This is a genomic window from Veillonella faecalis (genome assembly GCF_024677885.1).
GTDB classification, from domain to species: domain Bacteria; phylum Bacillota; class Negativicutes; order Veillonellales; family Veillonellaceae; genus Veillonella; species Veillonella nakazawae.
Genome location: NZ_JALBWL010000003.1, coordinates 263,003 through 277,553, shown reverse-complemented (window position 1 = coordinate 277,553; position 14,551 = coordinate 263,003). Strand labels below are relative to the sequence as shown.

General features: G+C 41.3%; 15 protein-coding genes. 14 read left to right on the top strand and 1 reads right to left on the bottom strand.

Annotated features, from left to right (window positions below; all coding sequences use genetic code 11):
* Positions 1–404: 404 nt before the first annotated feature.
* The gene (locus tag MOQ65_RS08005; RefSeq protein ID WP_257847229.1) at positions 405–866 is read right to left on the bottom strand and encodes an ArsR/SmtB family transcription factor; all 462 of its coding nucleotides are present in this window, start codon (positions 864–866) and stop codon (positions 405–407) included.
* A gap of 390 nt (positions 867–1,256) precedes the next feature.
* Here MOQ65_RS08005 and MOQ65_RS08000 point away from each other — a divergent pair, with 390 nt between their 5' ends.
* The 14 genes from MOQ65_RS08000 (at position 1,257) to MOQ65_RS07935 (ending at position 14,509) form a co-directional block, all read left to right on the top strand.
* A complete protein-coding gene (locus MOQ65_RS08000) occupies positions 1,257–2,564 on the top strand; it encodes an FAD-dependent oxidoreductase (protein ID WP_257847228.1) in 1,308 nt (435 codons plus the stop codon).
* Positions 2,561–2,839, top strand: a complete 279-nt coding sequence (locus MOQ65_RS07995; protein WP_257847227.1) for a ferredoxin family protein — start codon at positions 2,561–2,563, stop codon at positions 2,837–2,839. Before MOQ65_RS08000 ends, MOQ65_RS07995 begins: the two co-directional genes overlap by 4 nt.
* Before the next feature lie 4 nt (positions 2,840–2,843).
* Positions 2,844–3,830, top strand: a complete 987-nt coding sequence (locus tag MOQ65_RS07990) for an electron transfer flavoprotein subunit beta/FixA family protein (RefSeq protein WP_257847226.1) — start codon at positions 2,844–2,846, stop codon at positions 3,828–3,830.
* Positions 3,830–4,831, top strand: coding sequence for an electron transfer flavoprotein subunit alpha/FixB family protein (locus MOQ65_RS07985; protein WP_257847225.1), 1,002 nt, complete (start codon positions 3,830–3,832; stop codon positions 4,829–4,831). The genes MOQ65_RS07990 and MOQ65_RS07985 overlap by 1 nt, the downstream gene beginning before the upstream one ends.
* A 314-nt stretch (positions 4,832–5,145) precedes the next feature.
* Positions 5,146–5,904: an SDR family NAD(P)-dependent oxidoreductase gene (locus MOQ65_RS07980; protein WP_257847224.1), complete on the top strand. Its 759-nt coding sequence runs from the start codon at positions 5,146–5,148 to the stop codon at positions 5,902–5,904.
* Positions 5,905–6,039: 135 nt separating this feature from the next.
* A complete protein-coding gene (locus MOQ65_RS07975; protein ID WP_257847223.1) occupies positions 6,040–6,639 on the top strand; it encodes a hypothetical protein in 600 nt (199 codons plus the stop codon).
* A 46-nt stretch (positions 6,640–6,685) separates the two neighbouring features.
* Positions 6,686–7,279, top strand: a complete 594-nt coding sequence (locus MOQ65_RS07970) for a hypothetical protein (protein WP_257847222.1) — start codon at positions 6,686–6,688, stop codon at positions 7,277–7,279.
* A 262-nt stretch (positions 7,280–7,541) separates the two neighbouring features.
* Positions 7,542–8,003, top strand: a complete 462-nt coding sequence (tnpA, locus tag MOQ65_RS07965; RefSeq protein ID WP_005380067.1) for an IS200/IS605 family transposase — start codon at positions 7,542–7,544, stop codon at positions 8,001–8,003.
* A 264-nt stretch (positions 8,004–8,267) separates the two neighbouring features.
* Positions 8,268–9,218: an ABC transporter permease gene (locus MOQ65_RS07960; RefSeq protein ID WP_308221110.1), complete on the top strand. Its 951-nt coding sequence runs from the start codon at positions 8,268–8,270 to the stop codon at positions 9,216–9,218.
* Positions 9,211–10,020, top strand: coding sequence for an ABC transporter permease (locus MOQ65_RS07955; protein ID WP_257847221.1), 810 nt, complete (start codon positions 9,211–9,213; stop codon positions 10,018–10,020). The genes MOQ65_RS07960 and MOQ65_RS07955 overlap by 8 nt, the downstream gene beginning before the upstream one ends.
* A gap of 69 nt (positions 10,021–10,089) precedes the next feature.
* On the top strand, positions 10,090–11,613 hold the full coding sequence (locus MOQ65_RS07950; RefSeq protein ID WP_257847220.1) for an ABC transporter substrate-binding protein: 1,524 nt from the start codon (positions 10,090–10,092) through the stop codon (positions 11,611–11,613).
* A complete protein-coding gene (locus tag MOQ65_RS07945; RefSeq protein ID WP_257847219.1) occupies positions 11,606–12,373 on the top strand; it encodes an ABC transporter ATP-binding protein in 768 nt (255 codons plus the stop codon). Before MOQ65_RS07950 ends, MOQ65_RS07945 begins: the two co-directional genes overlap by 8 nt.
* A 1-nt stretch (position 12,374) precedes the next feature.
* Entirely contained in the window at positions 12,375–13,115 is a 741-nt protein-coding gene (locus MOQ65_RS07940; RefSeq protein WP_257847218.1) for an ABC transporter ATP-binding protein, read from the top strand.
* Positions 13,116–13,309: 194 nt separating this feature from the next.
* Entirely contained in the window at positions 13,310–14,509 is a 1,200-nt protein-coding gene (locus MOQ65_RS07935; RefSeq protein ID WP_257847217.1) for an NADH-dependent flavin oxidoreductase, read from the top strand.
* Positions 14,510–14,551: the final 42 nt, after the last annotated feature.

Sequence of the window (14,551 nt, the reverse complement as noted above, 5' to 3'; positions counted from 1 at the left end):
GTTTTCCCATATTTTTGACAAGAAAATCCACAATTTATACATCTTACCAGCATGATTATTCCCTCCACTTAGAACACGATTTTCTAAGAAGATATAACCTTATTGAAGCCAGTAAAATCAAGGATTTTGGGACTTTTTACCAACACATTTTGTCCACCCTCTAAGTTTATCAAAAGAACTTAAAATAGCGATGGAGCCAGTAATTTACTGGCTCCATCGCCTATAAAACCAACACGTTTTGTCCTATAACCCGCATTTTTAGTTGAATTATTATTACCATAATATTGTTAGTAAAATTAATAAAATAATGATAGAATTATGATATAAAAATCAAAAAGAGCTATAATTACATGTATTATAGCTCTTTTTCTTTTATCCCTAAGTATAGTGAATAAGGGAGAATTTTAGTTTCTGTTTTCATCATGATCGGATCCCTTAGTATTGATTTCGGCAGCGAGTTGCTCGCCAGGCGCAGAGGTTTCCTCTAGTGTAGGATACGAAGTGTCTTCTAAGTTAACCGTTTTTAATAATTTATCGATACCATCCGATTGGATGGATACCTCTTTGTTATACCATTCGCCGAACTCACGAATTACTTCTTCGTTACGGCGGAAATAGGTATACTGATCAATCTTGCGAGACTCTACGAGTTTCGCATTTTCTAAGATGCTCATAAATGTAGAGATGGAAGATTGAGATACACCACAGCGCTTTTGAATACTCTTAACACTTACACTGTTAGGGAAATCGATAAGAGTTTTAGTGTGTACTTGTACACCGAATTCTTTCTCTGGGTGCTTTAGCCACAATATAATATCTAACCGATGTGGATTTGATAATGCTTTCAAGATTCTTAACGGGTCCATATGGCCTCCTCTGGTAATTCCAAAATAATGAGTGCCTAACCTTGACCGTGGTCTTGCATTATGCGGTCGTATTATACGCGTGTTGCTCCGTATAGGGTTTTTCCTACTTTTATCATACGCTACTTTTCCTTTGAAAGCTAGATAAACTTATAAATTTCACGAATTGATGAATTTTGTTGCACCTATTTATAACAGAAAGTATGCAATAGTATAAACATATAATGAGTATATATACATCCTATAGACACATTTATAATATAAAATCGTAAAATATAGAATATATTCATTTTTTTATGGTAATTTTTAAAGGTATTTTAGTTCTTAATAGAGAAATATATATACTATATGAACTTATGTAAGTCTAAGCTTTGATTTAAAGGAGCTGAGTATATGGCAATTGATCGCAATGAAACATTTGACGTTATCGTTGTTGGTGCAGGGCCAGCGGGTTCTGCGGCGGCGTTACGCCTCGCAGAACAGCGAGTAAAGGTTTTGCTCATTGAACGCGGTACCGCACCAGGCGCTAAAAATATGATGGGTGGACGTATCTATACGCATTCTTTAGAACGGTTAGTACCGGACTTTAGAGACCGTGCCCCATTGGAACGTAAGGTAACAAAAGAACGTATTTCTATTGGCAATGGCAATGAAATGACGACTATTGAGTACAGCTACGAAGATGGTCAACCGAATGAAGAGTCCTACGTAGTATTACGTGCTAAATTCGATAAATGGCTCGCTGAAGAGGCTGAGAAAAAAGGGGCTCTTCTCGTATCCAATGTACAAGTAACAGACCTCATTACTGAAGGAGAAGGCAAAAAGCAACGCGTTGTAGGTGTTCGGTGCCACGATGATGAAGTGTATGCAAAACTCGTTATCATCGCAGAAGGCTCCAATACATTATTATTAGAAAAAACTGGCCTCACAGCGCCTACCGATCCAAGTACAATGGCAGTAGGTGTAAAAGAGGTATACAAACTTAAGAAAGAAGATCTTGAAAATCGCCTCATGCTGTCTGGTGATGATGGTATGGCATGGCTCACTTTAGGCGATATGACCTCTGGCTTATTAGGCGGTGGTTTTATTTACACAAATAAAGATAGCCTTTCTGTAGGTATGGTTGTAGGCCTTGAAGATATTGGCAAAGCCGATCGTTCTGTAGACGATATGCTGTCAGCTTTCACAAGCCATCCAAGAATTGCACCATTATTGAAAAATGGCCAATTGAAAGAGCATAGTGCTCATCTCGTACCAGAAGGTGGCTATAAATCTATGCCTGAGTTGGGCGGTAATGGGTATGTTATCGTCGGTGATGCGGCACGTATGTGTATGAATCTTGGCTATACTATTCGTGGTATGGACCTTGCCATCGAGTCCGGTATGTGTGCAGCAGATGCGGTTAACGTAGCCTTGCGCGACGAAAATATGGACCGTGTGGCTAAGTTGTATGAACGTCAAATCAAGGCTTCTTGGTTGCTGAAGGATTTGAAGCGTTACAAGAATATGCCTAAATTCCTTGCTACACATCCACGTATTTTCAATGAATACCCAGCATTTGTTAACAATTTGATGCGCGACGTATTCACTGTAAATGGTGATGGTGCAGTGCCAATGATGAAAAAAATTATGCGCCGTGTCGGAGACATTGGCTTATTTACCTTGATTCGTGATGTTTGGAAAGGGGTGCGTTCCCTATGAAATTAGAAGAGCGTTTGGGCACCAATAAATATTATGTAGATGAAACGTCTCCTCATATCTTGGTGGATGGCGCTGGTTTTAGCCTTGAAGAGAAAATGAAACTCGTAAACGGCTGTCCTGCCGGTCTATATACATTGCAAGAGAATGGCGATTTAGCCTTTGATTTTGCTGGTTGCTTAGAGTGCGGTACATGCCGCGTTCTTTGTGGTGAAACAATCGTAAAAACATGGAAATATCCGCGTAACGCTAAGGGCGTAGAATTTAGACAGGGGTGAGTGTATGGAGTTATTAGTATGTATCAAACAGGTTCCAGATACATCTGAGATTAAGCTGGATCCGGAAACAAATAATCTCATCCGCACAGGCTTGCCTAGCATTGTAAACCCTGACGATATGCATGCGTTAGAGGCGGCTCTTGCGGTGAAAGACCAATATGAAGGTAGTCGTGTAACCGTTCTATCCATGGGCCCTCCACAGGCTGAGGCAGCTCTTCGTGAGTGTTTATCCCTCGGCGCCGATGATGCAGTACTCGTTACAGACCGCGCGTTCGGTGGTGCCGATACATTGGCTACTAGCTATACCATTGCGTCTGCTATCCGTCATATTCAACGGACTATGAACCGTCAATTCCAAATTATCTTCTGCGGTAAGCAGGCTATCGATGGCGATACGGCACAAGTAGGTCCTCAAATTGCAGAGGAACTCGGTATGGCACAAGCTACCTATGCTTGTGAACTATCCGTTGATCAAGCTGCGCAAAAAGCAGTTGTGAAACGACAACATGAAAATGGCTATGAAATCGTAGAGGTTCCATTACCATTGCTTGTAACGGCTACAGCTGAGCTCAACGAGCCACGCCAACCAGGCCTTTGGAGCTCTATTTATGCAAAACGTTACACTATTACTCACATTACATTGCGCGATATGCCGCATATTGATGAAAGCCGTATCGGCCTTAATGGCTCTCCTACGCGTGTGCGCAAGGTGTACCAACCACCTCTCCGCGGCAAGGTAGAAATGTTGCCATCCATAGAGGAAGGGGCTAAAAAGGTTCTCGAATTGGCATACCATATTAAGCCAGAAAAATTTGCTCATCTATTAGTGCCAAATGATGCACCTGTTGAGGTGGCTGAGGATAATGATGAGGGTGTAGATGTAAAAGATCCTGTGCAACGGGCTGCGTCTGTTGAAAGCGTATCCCCTAGTGAATTTAAGGCGGTAGCAGCTGCTAAAGGTGATGAAGGTTCTAAAGGAGGTGACCGGTAATGGCCGTAACAAATTTTGATGAATATAGAGACGTCTTTGTTGTAGCCGATACCATCGATGACGTGGTACATCCGGTTACGTATGAACTGATCGGTCAAGCTCGCCGCATTGCTAAGGAATTGGGCCAACTCGTTCAAGTTATGCTCCTTGGTGAGCATGTGCAAACCGAAGCAGAGGAACTGGTAGCACATGGTGCCGATATTGTTCACGTTTTTGAAAGCCCCCTTTTGAAATACTATACAACGGATGGCTACACTAAGGTATTAACAGACTTCTTTAAAGATCATAAGCCTAATATCCTCTTGATTGGTGCCACTAACAATGGTCGTGACTTGGCGCCTCGCATGTCTGGTCGCATGCAAAACGGCGTTGTTGCAGACTGTACGATCTTGACAGTAGATACGAATGAAGGCCTTGTTGAATGGACACGTCCTGCCTTGGGCGGCAATATTTTGGCGGAAATCATTTCTCCAAACCATCGTCCTCAAATGGGTTCTGTACGTCCTAACGTATTTAAAAAACCTGAACGTATTGCAGATAGCTGGGGTCGCATCCAAATTGAGCAATTCGACCTCAAGCCTGAAGACATTCGCATGAAACGCCTCGACTTCATTCCATTCAGTAAAGATGGTTACAATATCCAAGAGGCAGATATCATTGTAGCTGGTGGTCGTGGTATGGGCTCTAAAGAAAACTTCGATAAACTTTACGAACTAGCCGATGCTATCGGTGGCGTAGTAGGCGCTACACGTCCACTCGTTGAAAAAGGCTGGATTGAATTGCCATACCAAGTAGGCCAAACAGGTAAAACTGTAAGCCCTAAACTATACTTGGCATTCGGTATCTCCGGCGCTATCCAACACGTGAGCGGCATCTCCGGTGCTGATACAATCGTGGCTATCAACAACGATCCAAACGCAGAAATCTTCCAACACGCTAACTATGGCATCGTGGGGGATTGCATGGAAGTGTTAAATGATATGTTGGCGCATCTGAAATAAAGAGCTGTAATATTTGAGCTCTCCTCGTCAAACTTAATAAAACAATAGGGATACCTATCCTCAGCCTTCATGGGTACGCGTAGCGCCCAAGGCGGCTTCGAATAGGTATCCCTATTTGCTTTCTAGCTGTGGTAGAGCTCAAATATTTTTGTCTTACATACAGATGCGCCAGCATATTATTCTAGGGAATAGTAGAAGGCGCCAATGTATACACTATTTTTATCGTTTATAGGTGGTAGGGTAGCGTTTTTTGATTTTTATAATGGTATAATTAACTTATTAGAATAGAACGGATTGATAATGAGGAGGCTTTTATGGCTCGTAATATTTTTGTTACTGGTGCAACGTCTGGTATCGGTCTTTGTATTGCTGAGGCTTATGCCAAGCATGGCGATAATGTGTTGATTTCTGGTCGTCGTGCTGAGTTATTGGGCGAGGTACAGGCTCGTCTGTCTAAGGAATATGGCGTGCGTGTTGAGACTTTAGTTCTTGATGTGCGTAGTCGAGAGGATGTTGAAAGCAAGGTTCCTGCTGCTATCGAGGCTTTTGGTGGCGTCGATGTGCTCGTTAATAATGCGGGTCTTGCACAAGGGCTTGATCCTTTCCAAGATAGTGCTGTTGATGATGCGGTGACTATGATTGATACCAATGTGAAAGGTCTTTTATATGTAACAAAAGCAGTACTACCTTTTATGATTGATAAAAATGAAGGTCATATTGTAAATATGGGTTCTACTGCAGGCATTTATGCATATCCTAATGGCGCAGTGTACTGCGCTACAAAGGCAGCTGTTAAGACATTAAGCGATGGCATCCGCATGGATACCATAGCTACAGATATTAAGGTTACTACCATTCAACCAGGCATCGTAGAAACTCCATTTAGTGAAGTACGTTTCCACGGTGATGCGGAACGAGCTAAATCTGTGTACGCTGGTATTGAGGCTGTTCAACCAGAGGATGTGGCCGATGTTGTACTATATGTAACAAACCAACCTAAACGCTTGCAAATCTCTGATGTAACCATCATGGCGAACCAACAAGCGGCAGGCTTTATGGTACATAAGAAATAACAGGCTAAATACTAAGCTTGTTAAAATGATATAGGCAGCATTTATTACTTGAAATCCTATATCATTTAGGATACACTTATTAAGCATATTTTAATAAATATAATTTTACAAAACTTGTTTTTGGAGATTGTTGTTATGACAACAAAGATAAAGACATTACTAGTGGCTTCTTTAGCATGTGTAGCTATTGGTTCCTATAGCATTACTAGTGCTCATGATCCATCTGTTGGAGATCGTTCTGTGCCTATGACTGGTGGAATCTCAGTTGAAACTACGGAACCAAATTTTATTATGCCGAGTCCTATACATGTGTTCACCACAGTTAAAGAAGCGACGGAATATATGAATATTACACCACAGATGCCAAAGGTGTTACCTGTAGGCTTTAATATTCAATCTGTCATCACTGTAGAGAAAGATATATTACAAGTTGTGTATGTCTACAAATCTGGTACGGAGCCATATTATAATCAAGATGGAGGCGCATATATTATATATCGTTCATCTAAGTTAACTGGTGATATCAGCGGTGACCATAAAATTTATAAGGTGATAGAACTAGAACGTGTAGACGGTATGAAGGTTACTTTCAAAGGCAATGACAAAATGGTCTATCTTGCATCGTGGATAAAAGATGGACAAAATCATTCTTTAGATTTTTATCGCCCCGTTACACGAGATGTGGCGAAGGCTATTATCCATAATATTGTTGAAGAAAAATCACATACAAAATAAATGTGTTTTTAATAATTTTTATGTTACGCGAAGGGAGATTATACCCATGGTCAAAAAATTTGTATTACTAGCAGTTGCGTGTGCTTGTGTAGGTTCTTATACTGTTGCTGGTGCACAAGGTACTTTAGATGTAAAACCAGATCCAGCTAAACCTGTAGTTGCAGAACAGGCATCTCCAATGGTTGGTATGCCAAGCCCAATTCATGAATTTGCTACTATTGATGAAGCTGCTAAATACATGAATATTATGCCTCATCTACCTAAAGTATTACCTGTAGGCTATAATATTGAGTCTGTAAGCACAATCAATAAAGATGTTTTGCAAGTTGTGTATATTTACCAAGCTGGTGAAGATTCTACTCGCAATCAAGCAGCAGGCAAACGTATTGTGTATCGTGTAGGTACTACAAAAGGTGATATCAGTGGTAATCATAAGGATTATCGCGTTACAGCTACAGAAAAGGTAAACGGTACAAAGGTTACTTTCAAAGGTGGCGAAAAAATGGTATATCTCGCTGGTTGGACAAAAGATGGTCAAAACCATGCGATGTACTTTGAACGCCCTGTAAATCGCGACATGGCAAAAGCGATCATTGCTAACACTGTAGCACCTACAGCACATACAGCATATACAAAATAATATAACAGTCCAGCCTAGTGGGATAGGCATGCGAGCTGTGGTGAAGCACTCGCATGGACACTGTAAGGGTTATATAAGAAGCGGCTCCTCTCATGAGGGGCCGTTTTAGTTATTGTCTTTAGACTGGTTCGCGACGTAGTCGCGAATCATTAAACCACCCGCTATGCGGGTGCGGCAACGAAAGTTATACAAAAAAATCACCTTGCTTAAGTATAATGTAGGTGTTCAAGCCGCATTATATGCAAAAGAAAGGTGATTTTATATGGCAACAAAGACACAGAGCCTTGCGCACACAAAATGGTTATGCAAATACCACATAGTATTTACACCTAAGTATAGACGTAAAGTTATATATAATCAATACAGAAATAGTTTACGTGAAATATTGAGACGTTTATGTGAATATAAGGGCGTCAAGATAATAGAGGGGGAGCTTATGGCTGATCATGTGCATATGCTAGTATTAATCCCACCTAAAATATCAGTATCATCTTTTATGGGATACTTAAAAGGGAAAAGTGCACTAATGATGTTCGATAAACACGCAAACTTAAAGTATAAATTTGGAAATAGACACTTTTGGTCCGAGGGGTATTATGTTAGTACGGTAGGTTTAAATGAGGCTACAGTAAAGAAATATATACGTGAGCAAGAGTTACATGACCAAATGAAAGATAAACTTAGTGTAAAAGAATATGAGGACCCTTTTAAGGGTAGCAAGTAATACACATCCCCTTTAAGGGGAACGTTACGAGTCAATGGCTATGCGGCTTGAACGTAGTGAAAGCCAGCGCCTTTAGACGCTGGCCTAGTACTACGGGCTTATAGCCCGTGAGCAAACCACCCGTTTTACGGGTGGTTCTGATTTTGGTATGCAAAAATTTTATAATGAAAATCATTCTGATATAGCTATACGGATATATAAAAATGAGAATAAATGTTATAATATAAATACGACTATTTTGTGATAAAGAAGGCAGGTGATGTGTTGTATCGATTAATATTGCAGCGTTTAGCAAGTATTTTAGGTATTTTATTGGTGGTTACTATCGGTACATTTGTATTGATAAAATTATCTCCTATCGACCCTGTGTCGATGAAGTTTAATCTTTTAGGGGCTACTCCTGATCCAGTTGTGGTTGCACAGATACGAGAGCAGTTAGGGCTCAATGATCCTTGGTGGCAGCAATACTTACGTTGGTTAGGTCAAATCGTACAAGGAGACTTTGGTGAGTCTATTCTGTACGCTTTGCCAGTGGCTACGATTTTAGGTGGTGCCTTACCGAATACATTAGGTCTTGTATCGCTAGCACTTGTTATAGGTATCGCTGTAACTATCCCTCTTGGCATATTAGCTGCAAAATATCAGGATTCCTGGGTGGATCATGGTATCCGTTTAGTTACGTTTTTAGCTTTAGCTATCCCAAGCTTTTGGGTAGGCCTACTGCTATTGTATCTATTTGGTGTCAAATTACAGCTCGTATCTGTGACGAATACAAAGGGCTTTGCTGCCTATGTATTGCCAGCTGTAACCCTAGCCTTATGGCTATGCGGCTTGTATATTCGTCGTTTGCGCAATGCCATTTTAGAAGTATCTCGGCAGCCTTTTGTGCAAGGGGCTCGCGCTTTGGGGCTACCTGAGTGGATGGTGTATACCCGTTATATCTTCCCTCATGTAGGCCTTATGTTATTGCCCATGATGGGAGTAACGATGGGTGCCATGTTAGGTGGGTCTGCCGTTATTGAAATGGTATTCGCCATTAAAGGCTTTGGTTACATGATGGTGCAAGGCATTGTGGCTCGCGATTATGTTTTGATGCAAGGCTACATTATTTGGATTACTATGGTGTTTATCGTGATTAATATTATCATTGATGTTTTGAGTTTTTGGCTAAATCCGAAACGAAGAGCCGCCATAAAAGGAGGTTCTTATGAGTAGACAAAAGCCGTATACCTTATATGTTATGTTATGTTTGGCTGCTCTTTGGATTATATTTTTCCTATGTGCACCCTATATAGCACCATTTGATCCGGAGATGACTAGTGTGGCAGATCGCTTACAAGACATAAGCAGTACTCACTTATTAGGTACTGATCAGTTAGGGCGAGATGTTTGGTCTCGCATCCTCTATGGCGGTAAAGCTTCGTTAGGCATTGCTTTCACCATTATCGGTATCAGCGGTGCTATCGGCATCGTTATTGGCGGATTGGCAGGATTCTCTACACCGCGTATCGACCGTTGGTTATCTCGCTTAATTGATTTGGTACTAGGATTCCCGAATATGGTTATTGCCATTGCTTTCATCGGTATTATGGGGCCGAGCATCACGAATGTCATCCTGTCCCTGTGCATTACTAAATGGGCGGAATATGCGCGTATCACTAGAGGCCTCGTACAGATTGAACGCCATGCGGAGTATATTACCTTTGCTCGCATGTCGGGTGCTTCGAACCTACGAATCCTGAGTCGATATATTTTGCCGAATGTATTGCCGCCGTTGTTGATTGTTATTATTCAACATCTAGGGGAGACTATCATCTTGGTAGCCAGTTTCTCACTCATCGGCATCGGTGTACAACCGCCGGATCCGGAGTGGGGCGCTATCTTGTTGAGCTCCCGAGATTTTCTACAAACTGCGCCATGGCTGTTAATTTACCCAGGGTTCGCAATTTTTATTACTGTTGTTTTATTTAACTATATTGGCGATGCGTTGCGCGATGCTCTCGATGTATCTCGCTAACCGCGATGTGTATAGAGTTTTATGGTGAAAGCCTCTTTCACAGAGGCGATGTTCAAAAAAGGAGAAGTTATGAAACGTTGGTTATTAGTGTGTCTAACTATGCTGAGCATGGTAGCTCTCTTGGTTGGTTGCGGAAGTGATACGGCTAAACAAGACAAACAAGGGAAGCATATGAATGTTGGCTTATATTGGTTTGGTGAAACATTAGATCCAACTCACGAGTGGGATGCGTGGACATTGACGCGTATCGGTGCTGGTGAAACATTGGCAACGGTAACACCAGATATGAAATTTACTCCACAATTAGCAGACTCTTGGGAAAATGTGGACCCTACAACATGGAAATTCCACATCCGTGAAAATGTAAAATTCCATAATGGTACTCCAATGACGCCACAAAAGGTTAAAGAGTCTATCGAGTACACAATGAAACAAAGTGCTCGTTCCGCGAAAGCTGTTAAAATCGAGTCCATCACAGTAGATGGTCAAAACTTGATTATTAAAACGACAGAACCTAATGGTTCCTTGTTATCTAGCTTAACTGAACCAGCGTTCGTTATCATGGACACTGCAGACCTTAAAGACGTAGCATCTAAACCAGTTCTTACAGGTCCTTATAAAATCACTGCTTTCACAAAAGGTGAAACAATCGAACTTGCTGCCTTCGCAGATTACTGGGGTGGCAAACCAGGTCTTGATACTGTAACAGTAAAAGATATCGAAGATAACAACAAACGCGCTATGGCGTTACAATCTAAAGACGTTGATGTAATCCAAAAAGTGGACTCTGCTAACCGCAGCTTGTTCAAAGATGGCTTCAATATTCAAGACGTTGCAGGCGTTCGTGTGCTCATGTTGAAATTGAACCATACTGAATTATCTCCATTACATGACAAAGCTGTACGTTCCGCTATTGCTCATATTATTAACTACGATTCTATGGCGAAAATCATTGGTAACAGTTCTACACCAGGTGCGGCTCCATTCCCACCATCTGCTAATTTAGGTTTTGATTCTATCGCTAATAAACCGATGACAGATGTAGCTAAAGCTGACCAACTTTTGACTCAAGCTGGCTATGCTAAAAATGCAAACGGTATCTATGCTAAAGATGGTAAAGAATTGGCTCTAACTCTTGCTATTTGGGGTAAAGACACAAGCTTGTACGAAGAAATTCAACAAGAATTGAAACAAGCTGGCATTGCAGTAACTCTTAAAAAATTACAAGGCGCTGGTGAAGTAGATACACTTGGTACAGATGGCTTTGATATGGTAGAACGTGCTGTAGTTACTATGTCTACAAATGACCCGTACTGGTACCTCAGCTTGTTCTACAAAACTGGTGCTAAAGCAAACGTTGGTGCTTACTCCAACCCTCAAGTAGACGCATTAATCGATCAATTGTCCGTAACATTTGACCAAAATGAACGAGCTAACGAAGCTAAACAAGTGCAACAATTGCTAGTTGATGACGTAGCAGATATCTACTTGATGTATCCAAGTGCAACTGTTGTATCCACTACAAAAGTTAAAAATGTACCAGTACATCCAATTGATTACTACTTATTAACAAAGGATTCTACTATTGAATAAATCTGATTGTATCGTATTTGATAAGGTTACAATTTCATATGGTACGGAAGAGGCGGTACGCGATGTATCCTTCTCCGTGCCCACTGGTGAGGTCTTTGCCATCGTTGGTGAAAGTGGCTCTGGTAAATCTACGTTAGTTCGTGCCGCCTTTGGCATGTTGAAACAAGCTAGTATTAGTGGTCAAATCCTTTTAAATGGTACAGATGTTTCTACCTTGAAGGCTAGTGATTGGCGACAATTGCGGGGCACCAAGATTTCTATGATCTTTCAAAATCCTAGCGCCTATCTAAATCCAAATCGCACCGTAGAAAATCACTTCAAGGATTTATTCCGTGCTCATGGTGAAAGCTATGAAATAGCTCGCGTCATCGACATGTTGAAGTTAGTTCATCTCACTGATGGCGAGCGTATCTTGCAGTCCTATCCATTTCAATTGAGCGGTGGTATGCAACAGCGGTTGGCAATAGCTTTGAGCCTTATCTTGAGGCCTAGCATCGTGTTTGCCGATGAACCAACTAGTGCCTTAGATATGCTCGTGCAAGCCTCTGTGCTAGACCTTTTAAAAGAGGTAACACAAGCTCTTGGAGCAACGGTGATTATCGTAACCCATAATATCAAGTCGGCCGCACAAATTGCCAATAGTATTGGCGTTATGAATAAGGGACAGCTCGTTGAAGTAGGCTCCACCGAAGAGGTTATGGCATGCCCAAAAGATGAGTATACTCGTATTTTGTTAGATTCTGTAATGAAAGTGGTGTAGTATGATTCAACTCGAGAATATCTGTAAACAATATACAAACCACAATCATACGATTCGTGCTGTTGATGATGTATCTTTTTCTGTAGCGGAGAATGAACGGGTAGGTATTGCCGGTGGTAGTGGTTCTGGTAAAAGTACATTGCTTAGGATGATTGCCATGCTAGAAAAACCTACATCTGGCACCTTGCGACTCTTTGGTGAGGATATCCATTCCATTCAAAATCATACAGAAATATATCGCTCTATGCAGATGATGTTCCAAAATCCCTTGGCGGTGATTCCGCCTAGAATGAACTTAGAAGCATTTCTCTTAGAGCCGTATATCAACTATGGGCTTATGGATATAGCCGCTGCAAAGGAAGATATCAGCAAATGGATGCAACGAGTAGACTTGCCAGAAAATACGGTGTATAAATACCCTCACGAAGTCAGCGGTGGTCAGCTACAACGTGTCGTATTGGCACGGATCATGTTGATGAACCCAAAGCTAGTACTCTTTGACGAACCTACATCAGCCCTTGATGCGGTGAATCAAAAGCTGGTACTAGATTTATTACAAAAACTTCACAGGGAACAATCCTTCGGCTACGTATTCGTCAGCCATGACATCGGACTCTTACAAGCCGTAACAGACCGGATCATCGTTATGAAAGATGGGCAAATCGTAGAAAACATCGAATCAAAACGACTTAAAGAAGCGGTACACCCATATACAAAAGCACTTGTGGAAGCAAGTTTATAAAGAAAAGCCCCTGTTTGGATATGCTATTTTTACTGGAGAACCAGTAAAGGTGGTACATATCAATCAGGGGCTTTTATTTATAAAACATATGATATAACGATAAATTGACATATCGCGAAATTACGATATAATTCAGTCATCAGCTAGATGTATATCGTATAAAATTCCTATAGTAATAGGAGAAAGAGGCTATAATGGCACAACATAACTTAACAGATACAATTACATTCCGTCGTGGCTTAACGATTCCTAACCGCATTGCCTTGGCTCCGATGCAAAGTCAATCTGCATTAGAGGGTGGCTATGCAAGTAATGATACAATCCGTTATTACAATCATCGTTCTAAGGCCGCAGGCCTATTGATCACTGAGTTCCATTATGTTAGTGAAAGTGGTGGCCCAGCGTACATGCCTGGCTATCCATCTCAAATGGGCATTTACTCTGATATTCACTTAGAGGGAGCAAAGAAGATTGCACAAGCTTTAAAGAAAGACGGCAATAAAGCGGTTATGCAAATCCATCACGGTGGTCGCATGGCGATTGGTCGCTTTATCAATCATCAAGACGTAGTAGCGCCTAGCGATTTACAACGTAAGTTCCCTGTTCGTGCTCTTACTGAAAGTGAAATTAAAGAGATCATTGCAGACTTTGGTCGCGCTACAAAACGAGCTATTGAAGCGGGCTTTGATGGCGTAGAAATCCACGGTGCTAACCACTATTTATTGCAACAATTCTTCTCTGTATTAACAAACCATCGTACAGATAAATGGGGCGGCTCTTTAGAAAATCGCATGCGTTTCCCATTAGCCGTTGTGCGTGAAGTAAAACGCGTTGTAGCAGAAGTGGGCGCACAAAACTTTATCATTGGCTATCGTTTGAGCCCAGAAGAAATCCACGGTACAGATATTGGTTATACTTACAAAGAATCCCTTCAACTCGTAGAGGCTATTGTAAAAGAAGAGTTAGATTACATCCACTTATCCTTATGGGGTGGCTATGACTCCAAACCAGAAGGTGCAGATCAATCCTTTGGCTCTCTATTCAAAGCTGTTCTAGATGATGAAACAAAACTTATCATTGTAGGCAACATCTTCAGTGAAGAAGCAGCTCGTGATGCGGTAGAAAACTACACTGACATCATCGCAGTAGGCCGTGGTACTTTGGTAGATCCTGAATTTGGTCATAAAATCATGACTGGTAAAGGCGATACCATCGTTCACGAAGTAACACCGGAACATGTTCCACACATGCACCTAACACCAGGCCTATTTGAAGCCTTCACACGTACCGACTCCTTGGGCTTGCCACCATTACCAGGTGCAGAATCCATCTACGACCAACATAGAGGCACCTACGATAACCATCCACTAGCAATTCCATATGCGGAACAATAAATAGCAAATATCAACTAAATTAGTAAATAATTTAGTTAATAA

Coding starts and splice junctions, on each gene's coding strand:
- MOQ65_RS07940 (WP_257847218.1), top strand. CDS start 12,375: ATGATTCAACTCGAGAATATCTGTAAACAATATACAAACCACAATCAT.
- MOQ65_RS07975 (WP_257847223.1), top strand. CDS start 6,040: ATGACAACAAAGATAAAGACATTACTAGTGGCTTCTTTAGCATGTGTA.
- MOQ65_RS07995 (WP_257847227.1), top strand. CDS start 2,561: ATGAAATTAGAAGAGCGTTTGGGCACCAATAAATATTATGTAGATGAA.
- MOQ65_RS07970 (WP_257847222.1), top strand. CDS start 6,686: ATGGTCAAAAAATTTGTATTACTAGCAGTTGCGTGTGCTTGTGTAGGT.
- MOQ65_RS07935 (WP_257847217.1), top strand. CDS start 13,310: ATGGCACAACATAACTTAACAGATACAATTACATTCCGTCGTGGCTTA.
- MOQ65_RS07985 (WP_257847225.1), top strand. CDS start 3,830: ATGGCCGTAACAAATTTTGATGAATATAGAGACGTCTTTGTTGTAGCC.
- tnpA (WP_005380067.1), top strand. CDS start 7,542: ATGGCAACAAAGACACAGAGCCTTGCGCACACAAAATGGTTATGCAAA.
- MOQ65_RS08005 (WP_257847229.1), bottom strand. CDS start 866: ATGGACCCGTTAAGAATCTTGAAAGCATTATCAAATCCACATCGGTTA.
- MOQ65_RS07950 (WP_257847220.1), top strand. CDS start 10,090: ATGAAACGTTGGTTATTAGTGTGTCTAACTATGCTGAGCATGGTAGCT.
- MOQ65_RS07980 (WP_257847224.1), top strand. CDS start 5,146: ATGGCTCGTAATATTTTTGTTACTGGTGCAACGTCTGGTATCGGTCTT.
- MOQ65_RS07955 (WP_257847221.1), top strand. CDS start 9,211: ATGAGTAGACAAAAGCCGTATACCTTATATGTTATGTTATGTTTGGCT.
- MOQ65_RS08000 (WP_257847228.1), top strand. CDS start 1,257: ATGGCAATTGATCGCAATGAAACATTTGACGTTATCGTTGTTGGTGCA.
- MOQ65_RS07990 (WP_257847226.1), top strand. CDS start 2,844: ATGGAGTTATTAGTATGTATCAAACAGGTTCCAGATACATCTGAGATT.